At 69.1% G+C, this 22,721-nt stretch carries 22 protein-coding genes, 2 tRNA genes and 1 pseudogene; 15 read left to right on the plus strand and 10 right to left on the minus strand.

Features of this window, described 5'->3' with window-relative positions; translation table 11 throughout:
- Positions 1-1,684 precede the first annotated feature (1,684 nt).
- The gene (locus tag AB0H64_RS35945) at positions 1,685-2,107 is read left to right on the plus strand and encodes a hypothetical protein (RefSeq protein WP_357633758.1); all 423 of its coding nucleotides are present in this window, start codon (positions 1,685-1,687) and stop codon (positions 2,105-2,107) included.
- Between the two features lie 275 nt (positions 2,108-2,382).
- Here the strand turns inward: AB0H64_RS35945 and AB0H64_RS35950 are convergent, their stop codons facing one another.
- Both AB0H64_RS35950 and AB0H64_RS35955 read right to left on the minus strand, forming a co-directional pair.
- Positions 2,383-2,580 carry a hypothetical protein gene (locus AB0H64_RS35950; protein WP_357633760.1) on the minus strand — a complete coding sequence of 66 codons (198 nt, stop codon included), beginning with the start codon at positions 2,578-2,580 and terminating at the stop codon, positions 2,383-2,385.
- 355 nt (positions 2,581-2,935) lie between these two features.
- A tRNA-Arg gene (locus AB0H64_RS35955) sits at positions 2,936-3,008 on the minus strand.
- Positions 3,009-3,120: 112 nt separating this feature from the next.
- Here AB0H64_RS35955 and AB0H64_RS35960 point away from each other — a divergent pair.
- The gene (locus AB0H64_RS35960) at positions 3,121-3,696 is read left to right on the plus strand and encodes a hypothetical protein (protein ID WP_357633761.1); all 576 of its coding nucleotides are present in this window, start codon (positions 3,121-3,123) and stop codon (positions 3,694-3,696) included.
- Here the strand turns inward: AB0H64_RS35960 and AB0H64_RS35965 are convergent.
- The gene (locus AB0H64_RS35965) at positions 3,653-3,955 is read right to left on the minus strand and encodes a hypothetical protein (RefSeq protein WP_357633764.1); all 303 of its coding nucleotides are present in this window, start codon (positions 3,953-3,955) and stop codon (positions 3,653-3,655) included. The genes AB0H64_RS35960 and AB0H64_RS35965 overlap by 44 nt on opposite strands.
- 398 nt (positions 3,956-4,353) lie before the next feature.
- Between AB0H64_RS35965 and AB0H64_RS35970 the strand changes: the two genes are divergently transcribed.
- Together AB0H64_RS35970 and AB0H64_RS35975 are read left to right on the plus strand one after the other, a co-directional pair.
- Positions 4,354-4,914 (plus strand): hypothetical protein, encoded by a 561-nt coding sequence (locus AB0H64_RS35970; protein WP_357633766.1) that lies wholly within the window; start codon positions 4,354-4,356, stop codon positions 4,912-4,914.
- Between the two features lie 421 nt (positions 4,915-5,335).
- Entirely contained in the window at positions 5,336-6,388 is a 1,053-nt protein-coding gene (locus AB0H64_RS35975) for a D-alanyl-D-alanine carboxypeptidase family protein (RefSeq protein WP_357633769.1), read from the plus strand.
- Positions 6,389-6,434: 46 nt separating this feature from the next.
- On the opposite strand, the gene AB0H64_RS35980 is transcribed toward AB0H64_RS35975, so the two are convergent.
- The 3 genes from AB0H64_RS35980 to AB0H64_RS35990 form a co-directional block, all read right to left on the minus strand.
- A complete protein-coding gene (locus AB0H64_RS35980) occupies positions 6,435-6,908 on the minus strand; it encodes an SAF domain-containing protein (protein WP_357633770.1) in 474 nt (157 codons plus the stop codon).
- A 290-nt stretch (positions 6,909-7,198) separates the two neighbouring features.
- Positions 7,199-8,005 carry an S-methyl-5'-thioadenosine phosphorylase gene (locus AB0H64_RS35985; RefSeq protein WP_357633772.1) on the minus strand — a complete coding sequence of 269 codons (807 nt, stop codon included), beginning with the start codon at positions 8,003-8,005 and terminating at the stop codon, positions 7,199-7,201.
- Positions 8,006-8,220: 215 nt separating this feature from the next.
- Positions 8,221-8,949 (minus strand): TetR/AcrR family transcriptional regulator, encoded by a 729-nt coding sequence (locus tag AB0H64_RS35990; protein WP_357633774.1) that lies wholly within the window; start codon positions 8,947-8,949, stop codon positions 8,221-8,223.
- A gap of 91 nt (positions 8,950-9,040) precedes the next feature.
- Between AB0H64_RS35990 and AB0H64_RS35995 the strand changes: the two genes are divergently transcribed.
- Positions 9,041-10,030, plus strand: a complete 990-nt coding sequence (locus AB0H64_RS35995) for a zinc-dependent alcohol dehydrogenase family protein (RefSeq protein ID WP_357633776.1) — start codon at positions 9,041-9,043, stop codon at positions 10,028-10,030.
- 38 nt (positions 10,031-10,068) lie between these two features.
- Positions 10,069-10,431, plus strand: coding sequence for a nuclear transport factor 2 family protein (locus AB0H64_RS36000; protein WP_357633778.1), 363 nt, complete (start codon positions 10,069-10,071; stop codon positions 10,429-10,431).
- 100 nt (positions 10,432-10,531) lie between these two features.
- On the opposite strand, the gene AB0H64_RS36005 is transcribed toward AB0H64_RS36000, so the two are convergent.
- The 3 genes from AB0H64_RS36005 to AB0H64_RS36015 all read right to left on the minus strand — a co-directional run bounded on the left by AB0H64_RS36005 (position 10,532) and on the right by AB0H64_RS36015 (position 13,064).
- The gene (locus AB0H64_RS36005) at positions 10,532-10,864 is read right to left on the minus strand and encodes an FmdB family zinc ribbon protein (RefSeq protein WP_357633781.1); all 333 of its coding nucleotides are present in this window, start codon (positions 10,862-10,864) and stop codon (positions 10,532-10,534) included.
- Positions 10,865-10,965: 101 nt separating this feature from the next.
- Positions 10,966-12,471, minus strand: a complete 1,506-nt coding sequence (locus AB0H64_RS36010; RefSeq protein WP_357633783.1) for a potassium/proton antiporter — start codon at positions 12,469-12,471, stop codon at positions 10,966-10,968.
- Positions 12,472-12,494: 23 nt separating this feature from the next.
- Positions 12,495-13,064 (minus strand): 5-formyltetrahydrofolate cyclo-ligase, encoded by a 570-nt coding sequence (locus tag AB0H64_RS36015; protein WP_357633786.1) that lies wholly within the window; start codon positions 13,062-13,064, stop codon positions 12,495-12,497.
- Between the two features lie 24 nt (positions 13,065-13,088).
- Here AB0H64_RS36015 and galU point away from each other — a divergent pair, with 24 nt between their 5' ends.
- From galU to AB0H64_RS36050, 7 genes are all read left to right on the plus strand, one after another.
- Entirely contained in the window at positions 13,089-13,991 is a 903-nt protein-coding gene (galU, locus tag AB0H64_RS36020; protein ID WP_357633788.1) for a UTP--glucose-1-phosphate uridylyltransferase GalU, read from the plus strand.
- A 5-nt stretch (positions 13,992-13,996) separates the two neighbouring features.
- On the plus strand, positions 13,997-15,184 hold the full coding sequence (glp, locus tag AB0H64_RS36025) for a gephyrin-like molybdotransferase Glp (protein WP_357633791.1): 1,188 nt from the start codon (positions 13,997-13,999) through the stop codon (positions 15,182-15,184).
- Positions 15,185-15,206: 22 nt separating this feature from the next.
- Entirely contained in the window at positions 15,207-15,677 is a 471-nt protein-coding gene (moaC, locus tag AB0H64_RS36030) for a cyclic pyranopterin monophosphate synthase MoaC (RefSeq protein WP_357633793.1), read from the plus strand.
- A complete protein-coding gene (locus AB0H64_RS36035) occupies positions 15,674-16,156 on the plus strand; it encodes a MogA/MoaB family molybdenum cofactor biosynthesis protein (RefSeq protein ID WP_357633796.1) in 483 nt (160 codons plus the stop codon). The genes moaC and AB0H64_RS36035 overlap by 4 nt, the downstream gene beginning before the upstream one ends.
- A 32-nt stretch (positions 16,157-16,188) precedes the next feature.
- The gene (locus AB0H64_RS36040) at positions 16,189-16,842 is read left to right on the plus strand and encodes a GNAT family protein (RefSeq protein ID WP_357633904.1); all 654 of its coding nucleotides are present in this window, start codon (positions 16,189-16,191) and stop codon (positions 16,840-16,842) included.
- 124 nt (positions 16,843-16,966) lie between these two features.
- Entirely contained in the window at positions 16,967-17,566 is a 600-nt protein-coding gene (locus AB0H64_RS36045) for a hypothetical protein (protein ID WP_357633799.1), read from the plus strand.
- Positions 17,567-17,636: 70 nt separating this feature from the next.
- Positions 17,637-17,713 (plus strand) — tRNA-Ala (locus tag AB0H64_RS36050).
- A gap of 101 nt (positions 17,714-17,814) precedes the next feature.
- Here AB0H64_RS36050 and AB0H64_RS36055 read toward each other — a convergent pair.
- Positions 17,815-18,375, minus strand: a complete 561-nt coding sequence (locus AB0H64_RS36055; protein WP_357633801.1) for a hypothetical protein — start codon at positions 18,373-18,375, stop codon at positions 17,815-17,817.
- Between AB0H64_RS36055 and AB0H64_RS36060 the strand changes: the two are divergent.
- Together AB0H64_RS36060 and AB0H64_RS36065 are read left to right on the plus strand one after the other, a co-directional pair.
- Positions 18,368-18,649 (plus strand): annotated as a pseudogene (locus AB0H64_RS36060) (transposase); the annotation flags it as partial. The gene AB0H64_RS36055 and the pseudogene AB0H64_RS36060 overlap by 8 nt on opposite strands.
- 312 nt (positions 18,650-18,961) lie before the next feature.
- The gene (locus tag AB0H64_RS36065; protein ID WP_357633803.1) at positions 18,962-22,267 is read left to right on the plus strand and encodes a serine/threonine-protein kinase; all 3,306 of its coding nucleotides are present in this window, start codon (positions 18,962-18,964) and stop codon (positions 22,265-22,267) included.
- The last annotated feature ends 454 nt before the right edge of the window (positions 22,268-22,721 follow it).

Here is a 22,721-nt window from a genome sequence, read left to right on the forward strand (position 1 = left end):
ACGTTAGCTCGACTACTGGCGGGCGCTGTGTTCCTGATGCAATAAGCGTTATAACGGTCACTAGTTGTAGTCGGTGTGCATCGCGCGGCATGCCTGGCGAGCGTCTACGTGCGAACGCGGCATACAGCACTCGCGCGGAGGGCGACATGAAGAGATGGTGCACGGGTTCCGCAGCCCATTTCGCCCCGTACAGCGCAGCCGAATCGACTGGGGTGTCACCGTTCCGCAGTGCAGTGCGGCCTGAGCGTACTGCGCAACTGCGAGACCTTGGGTCGCGGGCCGGCTGAGCGGGTCGGCTGGTGGTTGATTCAGCGGTCGCGATCAGCGCGTTGGTCCGACCGTGGTGCCAGGTGCACGGGCGTTCACGGGCTCGAGGGCGTCCTTCCTGATCGCGGAGATGGGCTCTAGCTGGTCAGGTAAATGCGGGAAGTGCGCATGAGATCGGATTCGCGGGCTCTGCCCGAGGCCCTCGTCCACATCCATGGCACGGATGGGCGTTTTGATGCACATAGGTATCACTTACGAAGAATGTCTAGTTCGAAGTGTGTATCCACAGAACTGAGATGGATCTGATATCTGGTCACGCGGCTGACCAGGCTATGGGGCCCCCAGCTGTAGGTGCTCGCAGGGCCTCGCCGGATTTCTGTCGTCGTGATCGGGCGCAGTCTCATCCAGAGTCTCATGTTGTCATCTTGGAGATGCCGTTCTTCAAGTGAGTGCCCACCAATGGGTGTGTATAGGCGCGCTCCGGCGCTGTGGAACGCATGCACGCTACTGATGGTTTCTCGATGTCGAGATGCCAGCAGCGGCTGTGAGTAAGGGCGCCTCCTTCCCGGTGAGCGTACTGACGGCTTGCCTCCACCGGTCGGGCGTAGGGGAATCGGCTGGCGCGCAAGCCGCTCGAGAGTGCTGGGGTCAATGTTGGTCTGCGTCCGTAGCTCTGACGTCAGCCATATGGATGTGCTGCAAACAGCATGGTCAGGGCGGTGCCCCTCGGTCGACGGCATGATGCCACGAAGCCGTGAACAGTGGCTGGGTTGAATATTGGGCTGTCCGTTAGTGGCTAGATGGGTGACAACAAAAAGGGTGTACGTTAGTGTTCTGGCCCTTACGTGACAAGTGGGGCCTATTTATATAAGCTTGGCGCTCATGTTGGAGCCTGATTCGTCCTACGTGCGAAGTCGCGTATGCCGTGCGACCGAAAAGCCGTGGCTGTGCATAGCGGATGAAAAGGTGCTCACTCAGTTCTCGCGGAGCGCGAACAAGTATCTGAGCGAACCGCGGTATGATCGGGAGCGTGAGATATCTCTATTAACTGGCAAGCTCACGATTGAGCAAGCGGCCAATTATGTGCTTCGCGCAGTATTTGATAGGGATATTGAGCGAGCCAGAGTAAGATACACGACGGCGGGGATCCTAAGGAAGGCCGGGTTTGCGGTCTTACATACCCCGGGCCGCATCTCCGCAGGTTGCGACCGTGATCTTAGCCACGTGTCGGTGATCTGGCCTGCAGACGATCCCGTCCGAAGGCAGGACATCCCATGGGACATCGACGTGACGCAAAGCTTCATCGAATGCTTCAATGGGTATGGAGACGAGCGGAGGTAGGGCGGTGAATCTAGACTCTATGATCAAGCGAGGACTTCCCCCTTGGCGCCCGCGACCTGAGGCATCCGACCTAGATGTGTGGCACGAGTACGAGATCCCGCTCACGGGCACCTTCCATCTCAACGGAGATCTCATCCTCTTCACGCAAGTAGCTGCTGCAACCGAAGAGCGAAGCGCGTGGGCATACGTGTGCATCGACCCGGACGGTGTCGACTCCGTAGAGAATGCCGATTTCGCCTCGCTGGACGAGATGGATGCGTTCGTTGGGGACAGGTTCGCGGGCCACGAGGTAGTGATCGCCCTTGCGGACGGTGACAAGCTCCTCGACACCTGGACGCGAGAGGTCATCGACTCTGGAGGCCTGTCGCAGGCGCTTGAGAGAGCCCTCAACACGGTGATCCAAAGCGTCAACCGTGTGGGCCAGCAAGAAGCTCGCATCCGGGCGAAGCTGGCAGGGGTTGAGGCGGCGACGGCAGAACTTGATCTACTGTCAGCTTGAAGTCGAATGACTCAGATCGCCCCCTAGGTGCGGTGGAGCAGCGGTTACAGACCACCTGAGCTCGATGGTGTTGGAGTAGAGGAGATCCGCGGGTTTGGTGTGGTTTGCGACGTCACCACCGAGTCCCAAGAACACGAGATCGGCGCTACCACTCCAGCCTTGCAGTCATCAACTGCTGGCACTGCTATGGGCGCTCGGGCGGGCCGCACGGGCCGAGTCGGCCTGGAGATCTGAGGCGCGGACCAGAAGTGTCCTGAAGGGTGGCTCGGTATGCGTCAGCCGGTCCACCATCTATCGGGCGGCAGTGGCGAGAGTCCAAGTGTTGGCTGGGCAGTGAGTTCCAGGTTGACCAGGTAGCGAAGGTTCAGAGCGGCGGCGCGGTGGTGGAGCCAGCGGTCGTTGGCCTGAGGGCCGCGGTAGGGAAGGCGGCGGTTGCCGCAAACCATCAGCCAGGCCGTGGCAAGTTTGACCATGGGCCGCCAACCTCGGTAGTCGTGCTGCCAGTCTGGGGCGGCGGCCGCCTGTTGACCTGACGGCACCTCGACGCGCGTGAGATGAAGGAGCGTACCCCCGAGGTCGGTGAGCCTCCTGTCGATGGCGAGACGCTGCAGACGGCCACCCTAGGGCCAAGTATCTCGGCGGGCCGGATCGACGCCAAGCCAGGCATGACCTGGAGAGATACCGTCAAGATCATCCCGTATATATCCCGCGATCAAGGTCTTACGGCTGCATACGGGTGCCCTTCACGACCTACCGAGGGTCTGGCGAGCGAAAGACCTGCGGCTAAGAAACCGCAGGTCGGATGGCGAAACGCCTGGTGGAGAAGAGTGCCCCCGGCAGGATTCGAACCTGCGGCACCCGCTTTAGGAGAGCGGTGCTCTATCCCCTGAGCTACGGAGGCGGACCCCCGTAAGCCTAGCGAAAGTCCGGCACTGTGTGGGCCGTGGGGGCGGGTGACTTTGGGGGCGTGAGCATGGGCTGTGGGCTCGGGAGGGTCGCGGTGGCCGGTATCGATGGGTCTGCTCCTGGTCGGGTGGCCGATTGCGCCGCGACTGCGCGGCTCACCTGCACGACCACCCGCGTGCCGAACTCGACGCCGCCCAGGCCCGGCTCGCCGTCGTGGGCACGCTGCTGACGGCCCTGCGTCACGCCCCTCGCCCCCGGCCCGAGCACCTGCGGGCCTGGCTGTACAAGTGGCCTCGGGAGCACCGCGATGCGCTGGCTGCAACGCCTGCCAACGCCGAGGCCTGGTGTGGAATGAACTGGCCCGACTCCTGATCGCCGACTTCCTCGCCCTGGCCGCTTCCGAGCGGAACATGGCCCGGCTGATCTTCCTCGATGAGGCGGTCCACCATCTCTCTCGGCGATCCAGATCGGCCGGCCGATCGGTGCGTCGGTCAGCGCGTGGCCGATGGTCTGTGGATGGCCTGCAAAGGCTGGTTCGGCGTCGGCTCGGCTGCTCGGCCAGTTCGTCGGCCACGCGCACCGCCCGGTGGGTGGCGGGTTCTCGCCCGTCGGCGTTTGCCCCTGCCCGGTACGTCGGCATCAGCGCAGATACGCCTTGGCGGTGCGACGCAGCACCAGGCTGATCACGATCGTCACCGTCATCGAGGCCGCCCCGGTCCCGGCGGCTGCCGCATATCCGGACTCGGTAGGGAAGGTCGCGCCCGAGCCGGTATGGGCGGAGAGCACCTGACCGCTGAGCGCGCTGCCGATGGAGAAGCCCACGCTGCGTACGACCTGGTTGAAGCTCATCGCGCTGGAGGTTTCCTCTTGCGGGGTGGCGGCGAGGATCGCGGCCGGCATGGCGGCGGAGAAGGTGCCGACGCCCAGGCCGAGCAGCCCCATCACGGCGAATGCCAGCCACAACGGGCCGCGGGGCCAGCGCGAACACCACCAGCGCCGCCAGCACCACGGCGCCCCCGGCGGCAAGCACCGTCGTGGCCTCAAGCCGCTTGCGCAGCGCCGGCGCCAGCTTGCCTCCCACGAAGCCCAGCGCCGAGAACTCCACGAGCACCAGGCCCTCGACGAAAACGTTCACGCCGAAGCCGTAGCCGCCGCCGCGGGTGTTTGCACGTAGCGGGTGACCTGCGTCAGCAGCAGGTACATGCCGACGCGGTGAAGGCGGTGCGGTTCCACGGGTGGTGGGTCCCGTTCGATGGGTGGGGTCATGGCTGGTGTGACAAGGCGTAAAGGGATGGCGGTGATCGGGTTGGGCGAGGGCGGGGGTGGCTAACGTCGGGCGCGTGACCAGAAGGCGGCGGCAGGACGTGCATCGGCGGCCCGTGGTGTTGGGGGTGGCGTTGGTGGCGCCCGTGATCTTGGCGGGTGGGTTGCTGGCCGGCGAGCTCAGCGGGTACGAGCGTGCCGGCATGAGGCGGGAGATGAGGGTCGCTGCCGACGGTGGCGACGTGGTGGTGGAGGCCGTGTTGTTGCCGGCTCCAGCGCGTGCTGACCGACGGTATGAGCGGGTTGTTCCGGCTCCGGTGCGGGGGCACTCCCGGTCCCAGGTGGAGGCGGCTCGGGTGCCGGAGGTCATGGCTGTTTCCTCCGTTCCTGATCTGGGTGTTGTGGGGCGTTCCTCGCGTGGCGGGCGGACGGCTCCGGTCGGGGTGGATGCGATGTCGCCTGGAGTCGCTGAGCGGCGGAGCTCGGGCGAGGCGGTGGAAGGTGCTGCCGGGGCTCAGGAAGAGGAGTGCCCGGGGGAGTGGGTGGACACCTGGTTGTGGGAGGTCTGCCGGGAGCGGGAGCAGGAGCGTGCGGTCGCGGAGATGAGCGCTGATGGGCTCACCGGGGATGAGGGGTGAATTGACCAGCTCGGTCGGTTGCTGAGTTGTGCGCGCCCTTTTCGGCTCGATTCGCTCGTTCGTAGGCCTGCGTCGATGCGGGCGAGTGGGCGCGGGCGGGCTCTTGTTCTGCGTCGGCGGGTGCTGTGATCGCCGCTTTCGGCGGGGCTCGTGGCCGGGGCGTTCTGCCTTTGGGTGGGCGAACCCGGTGGCGATGGTGAGCGTAGTTCACGATATGGGTGTTGACCTTGTGGCGGTGTTCGCGCCGGTCCTGGCGGGGTGGGCGTACAAAGCGCGCTTTTGTGTCATAACGGGTCGCTGGAGTTCGGTCCGGGCACTCCGGGGGCTGTAGTAACGTGCGTGCCTGACCCAGGTAACGAGTTCGCAAACGGAGGAGTCGGACGTGCCATCCCCTCGATCAGCGGGTCTGATCGCGGTCGTCATGGTGATGGCTTCTCTGGTCGCGATGCCTCCTCCTGCTCAGGCCGTTACCGAACGCGCCGGCCGTACGGAGCGGGTGGAGAACAAGGACCCGGCTGACCTTGCCGCGTTGCGGAAAGAGGCCGAGAAGTCGGCCAAGGAGCTGGAGGACGCCACCAAGGCGCTGGAGAAGCGCCGGGCTGACATCGCGGCGGCCGAGAAGGACCTGAAGGCCAAGCTGGACAGACTCCAGGAGGCCGATCGGAACCTCGCGCGGATCCGCCAGCCGGTGGCGCAGATGGCGGAGCTGCTGTACCAGCAGCCGGTGAGCGGCGACGGCGTCGCGGCGTTCCTGTCGGGTGACGCGAACGCGAACTCGTTGCGGGCGATGACCTACGCGACGTACATCGTGGAGGTCAAGCAGCACTCCGTCGAGCGGACCGCCGTGCTGGCCCGGGAGGCGCAACGGCTGGCGGCCGAGGCGCAGGAGATCAGGGCGAACAACCTGCTGGCCGAGGCGCAGATGTCGGCCGAGGTGGACACGTTGCGGCAGCGCTCGGACAAGATCGTCAAGTCGCTGACCGCCGCCTTGGTGAAGCTCGGCATCAAGATCGACAAGGTGGGGCGGGCGGCGCTGAGCTGCAACCCGCTTCGGGCCGCGACGGCCAACTCCTTCCCGAACGGGCTGATTCCCAAGGCCATGCTCTGCCCGTTGCAGCAGAAGGGGCACAGCCTGCGGGCCGATGCCGCCATCGCGTTCGTCAGCTTGAACGAGGCGTACCGCCGGCGGTTCGGCAGGCAGATGTGTGTGACCGACGCCTATCGCAGCCTGGCCGCGCAGCAGTCGGTGTACTACCGGCGGCCGGGGTTCGCGGCGGTGCCGGGGCGTAGTAATCATGGGCTCGGCCTCGCCGTGGATCTCTGTGGTGGGGTGGAGAGGTACAAGTCGACGGAGTTCGTGTGGATGGAGCAGAACTCCAAGAGGTACGGGTGGTTCCATCCGGCCTGGGCGTACAGCAGCCCGTTCGAGCCGTGGCACTGGGAGTACAACCCGAAGATCGACTCCCTGTTGTAGGGCGGGCGTACCCGTCTCCGCCCGCGGAGCTGTCAGGGCGCGTGTCTCACGTTGATTTGATGGTGATGGAGAGGCGGCCGGACGCCTGGGCTGCCGCCAGCCGGCCTGCCTGGTCCGGTGTGGTGGCGAGGACCAGCAGGGCGTCGTGCTCGTCGGTTGCCTTCGGGATGGTGACGACCGTGACGTCGTCGGCCACCAGCTGAGCGGATTGGCCCTCCCAGGCCGCCAGCACGGCGATGGTCGAGCCGGGGGAGAGCAGGCTCGCCACGTCGGCGTCCGCGATGCGTACCGGTGTCGCCACCGTTCCGGCCGGGAGGTGGAGCGAGTGGAGCAGGCGGGCGTCGGTGAACGGCTCGCCGCGGCGCATGGGGCCGGCGAGGACGCGGCCCACGGCTCCGGTCCGCAGCGCTCCGTCGGGAGCCGGGGTGAGGGAGACGGCGCGTACGTCACCGGGACGGAGCACTCCTGGGGCCAGGTCGCGGGCGGCCACCAGCACCGTGGGAGCCGGGTCGGGGCGCATGGCCGCGTAGCCCAGGAGAACGGCGATGCCGGCCAGGACGGCGGCGATGAGGCGCCGCCGGCTGCGCCGGGCCCACCGGCCTGGTTTTCGGCTCGCTCCATCCGTTTTCGGGATGCGCCCGCCGGGTCTCCAGCTTCGGTTGCCGCTGAGATTCCGGCTCGATGCTGCCGAGGTCACGTGGGGCTTTGGCGGGGGCGGTTCCCCGAGGAGTGAGTGAGGGCTGCGACCGTCGTGACCGGCGGCCGGGGTCGAACGGCCGGGTGTGGTGGGTGCGAGGGCCTGGAGGCGGGTCATGGTAGCTCGAAAGGCAGCTCGAGACCGTCCAGGGTGGAGCCGCACGAGCACGTGGGTTCGGTGGGCAGGGCTTCGACCGTGTCGGCGACCAACGTGCGCATGCGGGTCACGTTCTGGGCGAAGAACTTCATGACCTCCTCGTGGGTCACGCCCTCACCTGCCTCGACGCCCGCGTCGTGGTCGGTCACCAAGGAGAGGGAGGTGTAGCAGAGCGCAAGCTCGCGGGCCAGGACGGACTCGGGGAAACCGGTCATGCCGACGATCGTCCAGCCGTTGGAGGCGAACCAGCGCGACTCGGCCCGCGTGGAGAATCGCGGGCCCTCGATGACCACGAGGGTGCCGCCGTCGACCGTGTCCCAGCCGCCGGACCTGGCCGCCTCGATGGCGACCGCGCGGCCCGAGGGGCAGTACGGGTCGGAGAAGGAGACGTGCACCGCGTGGCCCGCGTCGTAAAAGGTCTGCGCTCTGCCGGACGTGCGGTCGACGAGCTGGTCGGGGATGACGAGCGTCCCCGGCCCGTGCTCGGCGCGCAGCGACCCGACGGCGCTGGGGGCGAGCACCTGTCGCACGCCGAGCGAGCGGAGGGCCCACAGGTTGGCGCGGTAGGGGATGCGATGGGGCGGGAACCGGTGGTCGCGGCCGTGCCGGGGGATGAAGGCGACGGAGCGCGAGCCGATCCGTCCGACGGTGACGACGTCGCTGGGCGGGCCGTACGGGGTGGGGACCTGGATCTCCTCCGCGTCGTCCAGCAGGGAGTAGAAGCCGGAACCGCCGATGACGCCGATGTCTGCGCGAGTGAGCATGGCGCTGAGAGTAGCCGGGACAGGTGGGTGGTGAAGGCGGCCGGAACGGCGTTCTATGGATGAAGGATGAGACAGAACGGGATTCTGTGGATAACGTCCTCAGCAGCACAGCAGCCTGGGGAGGATGGGTGTCGACCTGCTGGTCCTCGGCTTGGGGCTCGGCATGACCATGCAGGTGCTCGTGATCATCGTGCAGGATTTCGCCACCCGGTTGCTCAGTGTCGCCGATCTTTTCGGTTGTCGGCGGGTAGGCCGAGTGACCTGATCAGGTCGCGCATCTCGGCGCGGTACAGATCGCCTGGTTCGCGAGCCTGCGGGCCGAGGTGCCCGTAGACCTCCAGGGCCACCAGGCCGTGCATGCGTCCCCACAAGCGCAGCGCCAGGGCGAGGGCAGCGGGCGGCAGGTCGGGGAAGGCCTGACGGACCATCTCCACCAGCTCGGGGGTGAACGCCGCCCACGTGCAGTCGTCGTCCTGGAAGGCCTTGGCGTACGGCCAGGCTGCGGCGACCAGGCCGGTGAGGCCGAGGCATGCCCGCTTGGCGGCTACGGGTGCGGGTCCGCCGGCGGGCGCCTGGTAGCCGGGGACGGGATCTCCGTAGATCAGCCGGAAGCCCTGGGAGTTGGCCAGCGACCATTCGCGCAGCGCGGTGGCCCAGGCCAGGATGCGGCCGGCGATGTCGTCGGCCGGGAGCGTGTCGCGTGCGGCTTCCACGTGGTCGACCAGCCCGGTGTACACGTCGTCGATCAACTCGGTGATCAACGCGTCCCGGGTGTCGAAGTAGCTGTAGATGGCGCTGCCGCTCATCTCCAGGTCCCGGGCGATGGCCCGCAGCGAGATCGCGTCCGGCCCGCCCTCCGCCATGTGCCGCAGTGCGGTCGCCTTGATGTCGGCGGTGGTCTGCGCCCTCAATCGCGCCCGTCGCCCCAGAGTCTGTTGTCCCACGGTTGACATCGTACAGCGTTGCATTACAGTGCGGCGTACGAAAGTTGAGCGCCGCACGGAAATCGCGCGGCATTCGAGACAAGGGAACGACATGGCGAACGTGGTGGTGTTCGACCGGCTGGGTGGCCCGGAGGTGCTCCGGCTCGCCGAGGTGCCGCTGGCTGAGCCGGGCGAAGGCGAGGTACGGGTCCGAATCGACGCGATAGGGCTCAACCGGTCCGAGGCGCTGTTCCGCGCGGGCGGGTACTACTACCAGCCGACCTTGCCGGCCTCCCGCCTGGGCAGTGAGGCGGCGGGCGTGGTGGAAGCGGTCGGAGCGGGTGTGGTGGGGTTCGCGCCCGGTGACGCGGTGAGCGTGCTGTCGGTCGGCATGGGCATGTCAGAGCACGGGGTCTACGCCGACCGCGCCATCGTGCGGGCCGACACCCTGCTGCCCCGGCCCGAGTGGATGGACGCCCGTACGGGGGCCGCGATCTGGCTGTCCTACCTGACCGCCTACGGCGGACTGTTCGAGGTCGGCCACCTCCAGCCAGGCGATCATGTGCTCATCACCGCCGCTTCGAGCAGCGTGGGAACGGCGGCCATCCAGCTCGCCGGCCAGATCGGGGCCGTTCCGATCGCCGTGACCCGCAGCGCGGCCAAGATGGAGGATCTTCTGCGCGTCGGGGCCGGTCACGTCATCGCGACCGACCGGGATGACGTGGCCGAACGCGTGCGGGAGATCACCCGCGGGAAGGGCGCACGTATCGTGTTCGACTCGGTGGGTGGACCGGAACTCACCGCACTCGCCCACACCGTGGCCGAGGACGGCGCGCTGATCGTGTACGGCTGGCTGGACCCACGCCCCGCGCCGCTGCCCATGAACTGGCCCCTCAACGTCCACGGCTATGGGATCCATCTCGTCACCCGAGACCCCGGCCGCATGAGCCGGGCCCGCGCCTTCATCGCCGCCGGCCTGCGTACCGGCGCGCTCGCCCCGGTGATCGACCGCACCTTCGACCTGGGCGACATCGCGGAGGCTCACCGCTACATGGAGGCCAACGGTCAGGTGGGCAAGATCGTCGTCACAGTCGAGCACTGAATCGAACCGTTCAGCACTGAACCGGAGGGAACACCCTTATGAGCAGCGCGCACGCTGACGCCGTCGGCCGCATGATAGAAGCGATCAACGAACGGGACCCGGCCCGCCGCCGTTCACTGATCGAACAATCCTTCACACCCGACTGCGCCTACACCGACCCGGATGACGAGGTGCAGGGGCACGACGCGCTCGACGCGCTGTTCGAGCGGCTCCAGCGTCAGGCGCCGCCCGAACTGCGGTTCAGCCTGTCCGGCCCGCTCGACGCCCACCACCGGCAAGCCCGGTTCACCTGGCAGTTCGGGGCGCGCGGGTCAGCAGATCCTGTGGCGACCGGCGGTGACGTCGCCGTCTTCTACGACGGCCGCATCCACCGCCTGTACGCCTTCTTCGACAAGGCCTGATCGCCGACGCGCAGATGGAGCGACACCCGAGCGGCGATCTGCTCGGGTCCGCTCTGCTCGCTTCGGCCGACCGGACGCCGGTGCCCGATCGAGCCGGGGGTCAGTTGGAGGCGGCGGCAGCGGCCGGCGTGGAGCTGGAGGAAGACGAGGACGACGACTCGCTCTTGCCCGACGACGAGGAAGAGGACGACGACTCGCTCTTGCTCGACGACGACGAGGAAGACGAGGACGAGGCGGGGGACGTGGATGACGATGACGAGCGGCTGTCCGTCCGGTAGAAGCCGGAGCCCTTGAACACGATGCCCACCGCCGAGAACACCTTGCGCAGGTTGCCCTGGCAGGCGGGGCAGACCGTCAGCGCCTCGTCGGTGAACTTCTGGACGACCTCGAGCTGCTCACCGCAGTCGTTGCAGGCGTACTGGTAGGTCGGCACGCGCTCCTCCTTCAGGCTTGCTCTGGCACTCGAGCTATCTTCAGGCTTGCTCTGGCACTCGAGCTATGCGACTGCTAATGGTAACCGATACCGTCAATTGACTATTCCAGTCCCCGCTCCCCGTACCATCCGGCCAGCTTGCCGCGGCGGCTGACGGCGCGCAGCCGGCGTTCCACCTGGTCACGGCAGGAGGCCGTGGTGACCACGAGAAGCTGGTCGTCCGCGTGCACCTGGGTGGTGCCCGAAGGGACGAACGAGCGGCCGTCGCGGACGACGAGCGTCACCGCGGCGCCCGCCGGGAGCCGGAGCTCGAACAGCTCCACGCCGTGCAGCTTGGAGCCGGGCGGGATCCGTACCTGCAGCAGGTCGGCCTGGAGCTCCTCCAGCGGCGCCGACTCCACCTCCAGGTCGTGCGCCTCGCCGGGGGCGGTCACGCCGAGCACCCGGGCCACGAACGGCAGCGTGGGCCCCTGCAGCAGCGTGAACACGATCACGATGATGAACACCTCGTTGAAGACGTCCTTCGACCCCTCGACACCCGCCGCCCACGGGATGGTCGCCAGCACGATGGGGATGGCGCCGCGCAGACCCGCCCACGACAGGAACGCCTGCTCCCGCCAGCTCACCCGCGCGACCCGCACCACCCGCGCCAGCACCGAGCTGATCAGAACGGACGCCGGCCGGGCGAGCAGCACCAGGACGGTCCCGGCGATGAGGCCGGGCACGATCGACGACGGCATCTCCTGCGGGCTGGCCAGCAGTCCCAGCATGACGAACAGCCCGATCTGCGCCAGCCACGCCGCTCCCTCGGCGAAGCCCCTGGTCGCCGCCCGGTGCGGCAGCCGCGAGTTGCCGAGGATGAGGGCCGTCAGGTAGATCGCCAGGAAGCCGGAGCCGTGCAGCAGCACCGCGCCGCCGTACGAGACGAAGGTCAGCGCCAGTACGGCGATCGGGTACAGGCCCGAGGCCGGCAGCGCGACGCGGCGCAGCGCGTACGCGCCCGCGGGGCCGACGGCCAGGCCGACGGCGGCGCCGATGGCCAGCTCGACCCCGGTCTCCAGCAGGAACATGCCGATCGACGGCGACTGGTGGCCGGCGGCGCTCAGCAGCATCACGGCGATCACGGTCGGGGCGTCGTTGAAGCCCGACTCGGCCTCCAGCACGCCCGCCAGCCGGGGCGGCACGGGCAGCCGGCGCAGCACGGAGAAGACGGCGGCGGCGTCGGTGGGTGCCAGCACCGCGCCCAGGATGAGCGCGGTGATCGGCTCGAACCCGAGCAGCACGTGGACGGCCAGCGCCAGCACCACGATGCTGACCGCGACGCCCACGGTGGCGAGGATCAGCGCCAGCGGCACCGCCCGGCGCACATGGCTCCAGCTCGTGGTCAGACCACCCTCGGCCAGGATCACGGCCAGCGCCGTCATGCCGATCTGCTTGGCCAGGTCAGGGTTGTCGAACGGGATGCCGACCCCGGACTCGCCCAGAACCAGCCCGAACCCCAGGAACAGCAGCAGACTGGGCAGCCCGCTGCGGTGCGCGATCCGTACGGAGACGATGGCGGCGATGACGATCGCCGCCCCGATCAGAAGCCAGACATCCAGCGGCATCTGGCCTCCTCTCGTACGTTCGGTTACATAAGCCTAGTGAGTTCCTCGGGACTGATCGCCCAGCGCACCCGCTGGTCATGCGGCTCGGCCGGGACCCCGTCGACCAGCTCACCGGGGTGGAGCAGCGCGACGGTGGGCACGTTCGGGCCGATGCGGGCCAGGGCGCGGTCGTAGGAGCCCCCGCCCCGGCCCAGCCGTACCCCCGTCAGCCTGTCCACGGCCAGCGCGGGGACGATGACCAGGGCGGCGGTGCGGATCGCGTCGACGCCGCGGCGTGTGTCCACCGGCTCCATGACCCCGTACCGGCCGGGCGCGAGCGTGTCGGGCCCGTCGTACACCGCCCAGTCGAGGTCGTGGTCCTCCTTCAGGACCGGCAGGATCACGGTCGCCCCGTGCTTCCACAGCGCGAACACCAGCCCGTGCGTCCCCGGCTCCGTGTCCATCGACCAGTAGCAGGCGACGAGCCCGGCCATCTGGACCCACGGCTGGTCGAGCAGTGTTTCGCGGACTTTGGAGGCGTTCGTCCGGAGCTGTTCTGGGGAGAGTGAAGCACGTGACGACATCACTTCGCGGCGCAGGTTCAGCTTGTCCACAGGTCCCTCCACTAGGGTCTACTCATGGCTGACTTCGACCCTGTGACGAAAGCCGTCGTGCCCGCCGCGGGTCTGGGCACCCGGTTCCTTCCGGCGACCAAGGCGACACCCAAGGAGATGTTGCCCATCGTCGACAAGCCCGCCATCCAGTATGTCGTCGAAGAGGCCGCCTCCGCCGGGCTCCTGGACGTCCTCATGGTGACGGGCAAGAACAAACGGTCGATCGAGGACCACTTCGACCGCGCGTTCGAGCTGGAGGAGGTGCTCGAGGCCAAGGGCGACGAGCACCGGTTGTCCCAGGTCCGCGAGCCGGCCTCGCTGGCCACGCTCCACTACGTACGGCAGGGCGAGCCGAAGGGCCTCGGCCACGCGGTGCTCTGCGCCAAGCAGCACGTCGGCGACCACGCGTTCGCCTGCCTGCTCGGCGACGACCTGATCGACTACCGCGACCACCTGCTCCAGCGCATGATCGAGGTGCGCGACACCTACGGCGGCAGCGTGATCGCGCTCATGGAGGTGCCGAAGGACCAGGTCTCGCTGTACGGCGTGGCGACGATCGAGGCGACCGAGGAGCCGGACGTCGTACGTGTGACGGACCTGGTGGAGAAGCCGTCGGTCGACGAGGCGCCGTCCAACTGGGCGGTCATCGGCCGGTACGTCATCGACCCGGCGGTGTTCGAGGTGCTGGAGAACACCCCGCCCGGACGCGGCAACGAGATCCAGCTCACCGACGCGCTCCGCACGCTCGCCGGCCGCGGCTCCGACCAGGGCGGTCCGGTCCACGGCGTGCTGTTCCGCGGGCGCCGTTACGACACCGGCGACAAGCTCGACTATCTGCGTACCGTGGTGAAGTTCGCGGCGGACCGGGAGGATCTGGCGCCGGAGTTCGTGCCGTGGCTGCGCGAGTTCCTCGACGAGCTCAGTTGACCTCGATGAAGTCGGTCGACGCGCATCTCGCCGACATCCTGGCCACCGTACGCCCGCTGGCGCCCCTGGAGCTGGAGCTGGAGCGGGCGCTGGGCACGACGCTGGCCGAGGATGTGACCTCGCCGGTGCCGCTGCCGCCGTTCGACAACTCGGCCATGGACGGCTACGCCGTCCGCGCCGCCGACATCGTCGAGGTGCCGGTCAGGCTGCCGGTGATCGACGACGTGGCGGCCGGATCGAGCCAGCTGCGGGCGGTCGGGCCCGGGCACGCCGTACGGATCATGACGGGCGCGCCCGTGCCCGCCGGCGCCGACACCGTCGTGCCGGTGGAGTGGACCGACGGCGGCACGGTCACGGTCACGATCGAGCGCACGGCGCCCGAGGGCAACGCGATCCGGCGCAACGGCGAGGACGTGCTAGCCGGCGACGTCGTCCTGGAGGCGGGGACCGTGATCGGCCCCGCCCAGCTCGGCATCATCGCCGGGGTGGGCCGCCGGCGCGTGCTGGCGCGTCCGCTGCCGCGGGTCGTCGTACTGTCGACGGGCGCCGAGCTGGCCGAGCCGGGCACCGAGCTCCAGCCCGGCCAGATCTGGGATTCCAACAGCTTCACGCTTACGGCCGCGGTCCGGGCCACCGGGGCGGAGGGCTTCCGGGCCCCCACGGTCAGCGACGACCCCGCCGTGTTCCTCGACCAGCTCGACGCGCAGCTCCTGCGCGCCGACGCCGTCGTCACGAGCGGCGGCGTCTCGATGGGCGCCTACGAGCCGGTCAAGGAGGCGCTCGCGCCGCTCGGCACCGTCCGGTTCGAGAAGGTCGCCATGCAGCCGGGGATGCCCCAGGGGTTCGGCGTCGTGGGGGAGGACCAGGTGCCGATCTTCGCGTTGCCCGGCAATCCGGTCTCGTCGTTCGTGTCGTTCATGCTGTTCGTACGGCCGGCGCTGCGGAAGATGCGCGGCCTGGACGCCGAGGCGTCCGAGACCGTGACCGCGCACGTCATCGGCCCGCTGCACTCGCCGTCGGGACGCCGCTCGTTCCTGCGCGGCGTGCTGGCGTCGGACGGCACCGTGACACCGGTACGCGGGCAGGGCTCCCACCAGCTCGCGGCGCTGGCCTCGGCGAACGCGCTGATCGTGGTCCCCGAGGACGTGACGGAGGTGCCGGCGGGCACGGCCGTCGAGGTGATCCCCCTGTGATCTGTCGGAAGGTGAGCTGTCGGTGAGTGAGTTCACGCACCTGGACGAGACGGGCGCGGCACGTATGGTGGACGTCTCTGGCAAGGACGTCGGGGCGCGCACGGCCACAGCGACCGGGCGGGTGCTGCTGTCGCCGGAGGCGGTGGCGCTGCTGCGCTCGGGCGAGGTGCCCAAGGGTGACGCGCTGGGCGTGGCCCGGATCGCCGGCATCATGGGCGCGAAACGGACACCTGACCTGATCCCGCTCTGCCACCCGATCGCGCTGCACGGCGTGAAGGTGACGCTCGACGTCGAGGACGAGGGCGTCGCGATCACCTGCCGGGTGAAGACGGCCGACCGTACCGGCGTGGAGATGGAGGCCCTGACCGCGGTGTCGGTGGCCGCGCTGGCGCTGATCGACATGGTCAAGGCGGTGGACCCCGCCGCGGTGATCAGTGACGTGCGGGTGGAGGAGAAGACGGGCGGCAAGACCGGGCACTGGACGCGGCCGTGATCCGCGCGCTGGTGGTGACGGTGTCGAACCGGGCCTCCGCCGGGGTGTACGAGGACCGGTCGGGGCCGCTGCTGGTGTCTCTCCTGGAGGATGCCGGGTGCTCCGTGGACGGGCCCGTGGTGGTGCCGGACGGCGAGCCCGTGGAGGCGGCGCTGCGCGACGGGGTCGCGGCCGTGTACGACGTGATCGTGACGACCGGGGGGACGGGCCTGACGCCCGCAGACCTGACGCCGGAGATGACCGCCCGAGTGATATCTCGGGAAATTCCCGGCATTGCCGAGGCGATCAGGCAGGCGAACCGTGACAAAGTTCCCACCTCGATTCTCTCCCGCGGCCTCGCCGGCCAGGCCGGCCGCACGCTGATCGTCAACCTCCCCGGCTCCACGGGAGGCGTACGGGACGGCGCCGCCGTACTCGCACCCGTTCTCCGGCACGCGGTGGAGCAGATCAACGGCGGCGACCACCAGCGGTCCGTCTGAGCCGTGGCGGCGACATCCCCGATGGGGGGATGATGAGTGATGTGGATCGACTTCGTGGCTGGCCGGCGACCCTGGAAGAGGGTCCCGTGGGTCTCAGGCCGTTGCGGCTGGCCGACGTACGCGTCTGGCGCGATACGAGAGTGCGCAACGCCGACTGGCTGCGTCCCTGGGAGCCGAGCAACCCGGAGACGCCGCTGTTCAAGACCGGTCTCGGCCCGTACGTCTCCATGGTCGGCACCCTGCGCCGCGAGGCCAGGCAGGGCCTGGCGCTACCGTGGGTGATCACGTACGGCGGCCGGTTCGCCGGGCAGCTCACCATCGGCGCCATCGTCTGGGGCTCGGCCCGCTCCGCCCAGGTGGGCTACTGGGTCGACGGCGCCCTCGCCGGCCGCGGCATCACGCCCACGGCGCTGGCCATGGCCGTCGACCACTGCTTCTTCACCACCGGTCTGCACCGCCTGGAGGCCAACATCCGCCCCGAGAACCAGGCCAGCCGCAGGGTGGTTGAGAAGCTCGGATTCCGGGAAGAAGGCATTCGTCGCCGTCAGCTCCACATCGACGGAGCCTGGCGCGACCACATCTGTTACGCGCTGACCGTCGAGGACGTTCCCGGCGGCCTGCTGGTGCAGTGGCGACGCGCTCGCGAGTCGGCCTCTCACGGCGGGTCTCCGGTAGAAGAGGTTTGACGATCTCGCGACACACCGCACCGAATGCTCGTCAATCAGTGACACGCGGTCTTACGGTGCGTGACGTGAGCACATCGAAGACGCCGAAAACACCCGGGTGTCTTCGTCGTGCCCGGAGGTGGCCGTGAGCAGCGTCCTCCTCTACCTCGCCATCGTCGTCATGTGGTTGTGCGTGCTCGTGCCCATGTGGCTGCGCCGCGACAAGACCAACCTGGCCGAACTGGCGGAGCTCGAAGAGTACTACACCGGCGAGCACCAACTGCCCGACCTGGAGCGCCTGGAAGCCCAGGAAGGCGCGTTCACACCACCGCCCCCGGGTGCCGTCGAGGGCGAACGGGTGGATCCCCGCCAGTTCCGCGTCAAGCGCCGCGCCATCATCGTGGCCCGGCGCCGCCGGCTGCTCTTCTTCACCGCGCTGCTGGTGATCGCCTCGGTGGTGACGGCCTCGGTCAGGATGATGCCATGGTGGGGGGTCGCGCCCTCGGTGGTCGTCATGCTGTCGTACCTGGGATTCCTGCGCATCGCCGTACAGGTGGACCGGGAACGTCGCGACCGCGCCGCCCAGTCCCGCGCGGAACGCGCCCGCCGCCTCCGCGACCAGCGCCGCGCCGCGATCCTGGCGGCGGAGCAGGAACGCGCCGAGATCATCGACCTGGCGGCCCGGCAGGAGGATGCCCTGTTCGACCAGTACGCTGAGCCGCCGCGGCGCGCGGTGGGGGATTGAGGTCACGTGCGAGGTCGCGTGGGGGTGGCGCGAGGACCTCTGAGAGTTTGCTAATCTGGTCGAGGTTCTTGGGGATGTAGCGCAGTCCGGTAGCGCACTTCGTTCGCATCGAAGGGGTCAGGGGTTCGAATCCCCTCATCTCCACCAGGGGCCGTTCTTGAGACGGCTGGACTGAAGTTGACGGGATCCCGTTTGATCATCGCGATCAGGCGGGATTTTGTCGTTTCAGGGGTTCCGAATCGGGTTCGTCATGATTTGGGGACCGCGGAGCAAGCGTCCGGGAAGGCCCGGGTGGTGTCAGTCCGCTGGTAGAGGACCGAGATACAGCCGTTGGGCATGGCGAAGCCGACGGTGAGCAGGGCGCCGTGGGCGCTGCCTTGGACTCCCCGCTGGTCCACTTTGTAGTCCAGGGCGAGTTGGTAGCCGAGCTGGCGTGCGGGTTGGGCGAAGTGGCCGGGTTGCTGGTCGGTGTAGGCGCGGTCGACGACCGCAAAGCCGGTGGGCAAGCCGAGCGCGGCCAGGGGTTTCAAGGTGGTGATGGCGTTGGCGCCGATGCGTTTGTGCGGGGTGTCGAGGACCGGGCCGAGCGCCAGTTGCGGGAAGGACCCGGAAGCCGAGCGGGTGCGGGCGGCGACGGTGAGGGTGGCGCTGCAGCCGTACTCGGGCGGGTCGTTGCCGGCCCAGTGGTGCCAGCCTGCGGTGATCTCGGCGGAGGCGATCAGTTCCCCGGTGGAGCGCCGCGTTCGGGGTGGGCGGGCGAGGACCGGGGCGGCGGTGGTGTCGATGCCGACGTCGCCGGTCGAAGCCAACCGCCTGCCCATCTCCCCACGCCGGCTCACCAGGCTCCTGCTCACCCAACCCGACAACCTCCGGATCGCCACCGCCCGCGCCGTCGACCTCCCTCATCTCCACGCCTTCATCCGCGGCCTCGACCAGGACCGCGCTGCCGTCCAAGCGGCCGTCACCTTGCCCCACCACAACGGCGGCACCGAAGGTGTGAACACCAAAACCAAACGGATCATGCGACAGATGCACGGGCGGGCCGGCTTCACGCTGCTCCGCCACCGCATCCTCTTGGCCTAACTCTCCGTCACCACCGAATCTGAGACAGAGCCGTTCTCCTTGCAGTCCCCTGCCTGTGCGGGGAAGGCCACGACAGACGCGGCAACAGGGAGCACGGCCAGGGCGGCAAGCTTCTGGATCTTGTTCATGTCAGGGTTGGATGCGTCCGGATCGAGAAGGGTTCGGCACTCTTTTCGAGTTCCGCCCGCCGCAGCGCAGGGCCCACCACAGCCCACTCCGGCGCGTCCCAGGGATGGGATCGCTCAGAAGGAGCGATGCGCACATGGGTGTTTTGGGCGGAACTTCGTCGGTGATGAGTGCATCAAACCGAGCGTGTTGATCGAAGGAGACCCTCAGCGGCTCGGTCGTTACTGGCTGGCCGGGCGGCTCGGCGCCGGCGGCCAGGGAGTGGTGTATGAGGCATATGCCGAGGACGGCCGCCGGGTGGCGATCAAGGTGCTGTACGGCGATCAGGTGGCCCAGCTCGGCCGGGAGGCGGCGGCCGCCCAGCGGGTGGCCTCGTTCTGCACCGCGCCGATCATCGAGGCCAAGCTGGAGGGCCCGCGTCCCTACATCGTCAGCGAGTACGTGGAAGGCCCGAGCCTGCGCGCGGCGGGCAGGATCTTCGCGGGTGACGACCTGCACCGCCTGGCCACCGCCATCGCGACGGCGCTGACCGCCATCCACGACGCCGGGGTGATCCACCGCGACCTCAAGCCCGACAACGTGCTCCTGGGCCCGGACGGCCCACGCGTGATCGACTTCGGCATCGCCAGGACCGCCGAGATGTCGCTCACCGCGACCGGCGTGGTGAGCGGCACGCCCACCTACATGGCCCCTGAGGTGTTCATCGGCCAGCGAGCGGACGCCTCGGCGGACGTGTTCGCCTGGGGAGCCGTCATCGTCTTCGCCGCCACCGGCCGTGATCCGTTCCACGCCGAGAACCTGGGAAGCGTCATGCACCAGGTGTTGTCGGCCACCCCCGACCTGTCCGCGCTGCCCAGCACGCTGCGCCGGTTGGTCTCCTCGGCACTGGCCAAGGAGCCGGCCCAGCGGCCGGCCGCCCGCGAGCTGCTGCTGGCGCTGGTCAGCGGCGACGGCGACCTCGACACCGCCCGCCTGCTCGCCCAGGGCGGCCACCGGGCCGCCGGGATCGGCGCGCAGGGGCGCGATCCCGCGCTCGGCACGCTGGCCGAGCAGGCGTACACGATGCTCGATCCGGCCGAGCGCGAGCTGGTCCCCGAGGTGTTCCTGCGGCTGGTGACGGTGGACGAGGCGGGCGAGCTGTCGGCCCGGCACGCCGAGCTGGACGAGCTCGTCGAGGGGCGGGCGCCGCACGAGGTGGCCGCCGTGCGCAGGATCCTCGCCGTGTTCGGCTACCTCCTGGCCAGGCAGGACGGCGGCGTACGGCTGGCCAGGCCGGCCCTGCCCCAGGCCTGGCCGCGGTACCGCCGGTGGATCGAGACCAACCGCGACGGCCTGGCCGTACACCGGCAGATCCTCGCCGCGGCGCGACGCTGGGAGACGGCGGGACGCCGGGACGGTGACCTGTTCCAGGGCAGCAACCTGGACAACGCGTTGGAGTGGGCGGCCACCGCCCGCCGCGACATCACCCTGTCGCCCACCGAACGCGACTTCCTGTCCGCGGCGGCCACCCTGACCAGGCACAGGGCCAGGCGGGCCCGGCTGACCTCGCTGAGCCTGGGCGGGCTGCTGGTGATCGCGCTGGTGGCCGGCGGGCTGGCCGTACAGCAGAGCGCGGTGGCCGACGACCGGGCCGAGCAGATCGCCGGGCAGCTGACCAGGTCGGAGGCGGCCAGGCTGGCGGGGGTGGCGACCACGACCCGCGGGAGCGACCCTCGCCAGTCGATGCTGGCGAGCCTGGCGGCCTGGCGGCTGGACCGCACGCCGGCCACCAGGGCGGCCCTGGTGGCCTCGCTGGCACAGCGCGAGACGGCGATGTTCCGCGACCCGTCGACCGCGGGCGACACGGTACGCACGCTCGGCGCCGACGGCCGGACGCTGATCAGCGCCGACTCCACCGCGACGCGCGCGTGGGACGTGCGCAACGGCCGGCTCCTGCGGACACGCGGCGCCAGGCCGGCCGAGCCGATGGACAGCGTGACGCTGAGCCCGTCGGGCAAGGTGCTGGTGACCGTGACGGCCAGGCGCGCATCCGCGGTGGACCTCGTCAGCGGCAGGCCGATCAGCGACTACGTCTTCCCCACTGCCAAGGATTTCACGAACGAGTGGGTCGACGTGGTGTTCGAGCGGGACGATTCCGTCCTGCTCCAGGAGGCTGACCGGCGTACCCGCTGGGACCTGCGAACCGGCGTCGCCAAGGCGCTCGGGCCCGCCCCCGCGGGCACATTCAGCCGGGACGGGGTCTGGCGGGCCGCACAGCGCGGTCGCCAGCTGGAGCTGACCAACCTTAGGACCGGGGCGAAGGACTTCATCGGCGACAAGGACGGCGCCGGCACCCAGGGCACCTGGAACGGTGGCGCGGCCGTGTTCGGCCCCGGTCTCGTCGCGACGGTGGCATCGCGGTCCATCCAGTTCTGGCGCAGGTCGGACACGCAACTGCTCACCACGGTCCAGATACGGGGGGACGATGAGGCGGTGCAGGGGGCCTTCGACGGAAGCACGTTCCGCTACCTGCTGGGCGACCAGGTCTTCTCGGTGGACGTGGCCGACCTGACCACCGAGGACGACGATCACCTTGTGGTCACGGCGGCGCTGAGCGGCGACGGGCGGCTCGTGGTCCGCGACGGCGAGCTGTCGGCCGTCGGCGGGAGGAAGGTCGGCGCGTTGCCGGAGGCGGAGTACGCGGTATTCAGCCCGGACTCCCGTTTCGTCGCCACGTTCGGGCCCGGGGTGCGGATCGTGGACACCGCCTCGGCCGCCGTCCAGGGCACGCTGCGCACGTCCGCCGTGCAGGTGGCCTTCTCGCCCGACGGCGCCAGGCTGGTCGTGGTCACCGAGAAGGGCGGGGTCGAGCTGTGGGACCGGCAGACCAGGCGGCGCATGTGGTCGGTGGAGGCGGGCGCGGCGAAGTACGCGGCCTTCTCCTCCGACGGGCGGACGCTGGTGGTGGCGGGCGACCGCATTCACCTGCTGGAGACGGCCGCAGGCAAGGCGTTGGGGCCGGCGTTCGGCGGCGGCGGCAGGGACGCCGAGGGGGTGCGCGCGTATTTCACCCGCTCCGGCAAGGCGGTCGTGGTGCTCGACGCGCGGCGACGGATGACGGTCTGGGACGTGGCCACGCGCCGCAGGCTCGCCACCGCCCGCGGGACGCGCGGGTTCGGCGACCCCGCCGCCTACTCGCCGCGCGAGGACCTGCTCGCCAGCCTTCAGGTGGGGGGAAGGGTGCGGCTGGTCGACGTGATGTCGGGCACGGACCTGGGCGCGCTGCTCGACCAGGGCGGCGGGCAGGACCCGGAGATCGGGGAGCCGCTCGACGTGGCGTTCACCGGCGACGGGTCGGCGGTGCTGACCGTGGACGGCAACGGCGCGGTCAGGCGGCACGCCGTGGGCGGGGAGGCGTTGGCGGCGGCGGTGTGCGCGAAGGCGGGCGGGCTGAGCGCGGCCCAGTGGCGGGTGATCGTACCCACGCTGCCGTACAGAAAGGCGTGTCCCTAGCCGGCGACCGCGACGAAGCCCGTGCCGCGGTGGGTCACATCGGAGTAGGCGCGTGTGCGATCCTCGCCCTCACTGGTCTGCAACTGATGACACCCGACCACATCCGTGGACGGGTCATGGTGTTCGTCTTCAGCTCTCGTCCGCGTTCCGTTCTCTGCGCGATCATCTGGTCAATCGGGTCATCACGTATCAGGGTCACACAATTGGATACCCCCACGAGGGCCCCTTCGATGCCTGACGCTGACCTCACCGGCCCTGCATCGTCAACGCTCAGAACGGAGCGACACCGGGCCGGGTGTAACGGCCCGATCGCAGGCTGAGCGGGAAATGATCTCCAAGAGTTCGGGAAGCGATCTTAAACAGTCGTTCCTCCGCACGTCACAACCACTTGTGAACACCCCACCCAGGTAAAGGCCACTTCCGTTGATCGGAAGTGGCCTTTTTGATCTTGTGA

Origin of the sequence: Nonomuraea sp. NPDC050733 (genome assembly GCF_040654215.1) — a bacterium.
In the GTDB taxonomy this organism is placed as follows: Bacteria; Actinomycetota; Actinomycetes; order Streptosporangiales; family Streptosporangiaceae; genus Nonomuraea.

Bases quoted from the DNA above. Each gene is read 5' to 3' on its own strand.
- AB0H64_RS35950 (WP_357633760.1), bottom strand. From the start codon at position 2,580: ATGGTCAAACTTGCCACGGCCTGGCTGATGGTTTGCGGCAACCGCCGC.
- AB0H64_RS35960 (WP_357633761.1), top strand. From the start codon at position 3,121: ATGGGTCTGCTCCTGGTCGGGTGGCCGATTGCGCCGCGACTGCGCGGC.
- AB0H64_RS35965 (WP_357633764.1), bottom strand. From the start codon at position 3,955: ATGGGGCTGCTCGGCCTGGGCGTCGGCACCTTCTCCGCCGCCATGCCG.
- AB0H64_RS35975 (WP_357633769.1), top strand. From the start codon at position 5,336: ATGGTGATGGCTTCTCTGGTCGCGATGCCTCCTCCTGCTCAGGCCGTT.
- AB0H64_RS35980 (WP_357633770.1), bottom strand. From the start codon at position 6,908: ATGCGCCCCGACCCGGCTCCCACGGTGCTGGTGGCCGCCCGCGACCTG.
- AB0H64_RS35985 (WP_357633772.1), bottom strand. From the start codon at position 8,005: ATGCTCACTCGCGCAGACATCGGCGTCATCGGCGGTTCCGGCTTCTAC.
- AB0H64_RS35995 (WP_357633776.1), top strand. From the start codon at position 9,041: ATGGCGAACGTGGTGGTGTTCGACCGGCTGGGTGGCCCGGAGGTGCTC.
- AB0H64_RS36000 (WP_357633778.1), top strand. From the start codon at position 10,069: ATGAGCAGCGCGCACGCTGACGCCGTCGGCCGCATGATAGAAGCGATC.
- AB0H64_RS36010 (WP_357633783.1), bottom strand. From the start codon at position 12,471: ATGCCGCTGGATGTCTGGCTTCTGATCGGGGCGGCGATCGTCATCGCC.
- galU (WP_357633788.1), top strand. From the start codon at position 13,089: ATGGCTGACTTCGACCCTGTGACGAAAGCCGTCGTGCCCGCCGCGGGT.
- glp (WP_357633791.1), top strand. From the start codon at position 13,997: ATGAAGTCGGTCGACGCGCATCTCGCCGACATCCTGGCCACCGTACGC.
- AB0H64_RS36040 (WP_357633904.1), top strand. From the start codon at position 16,189: ATGAGTGATGTGGATCGACTTCGTGGCTGGCCGGCGACCCTGGAAGAG.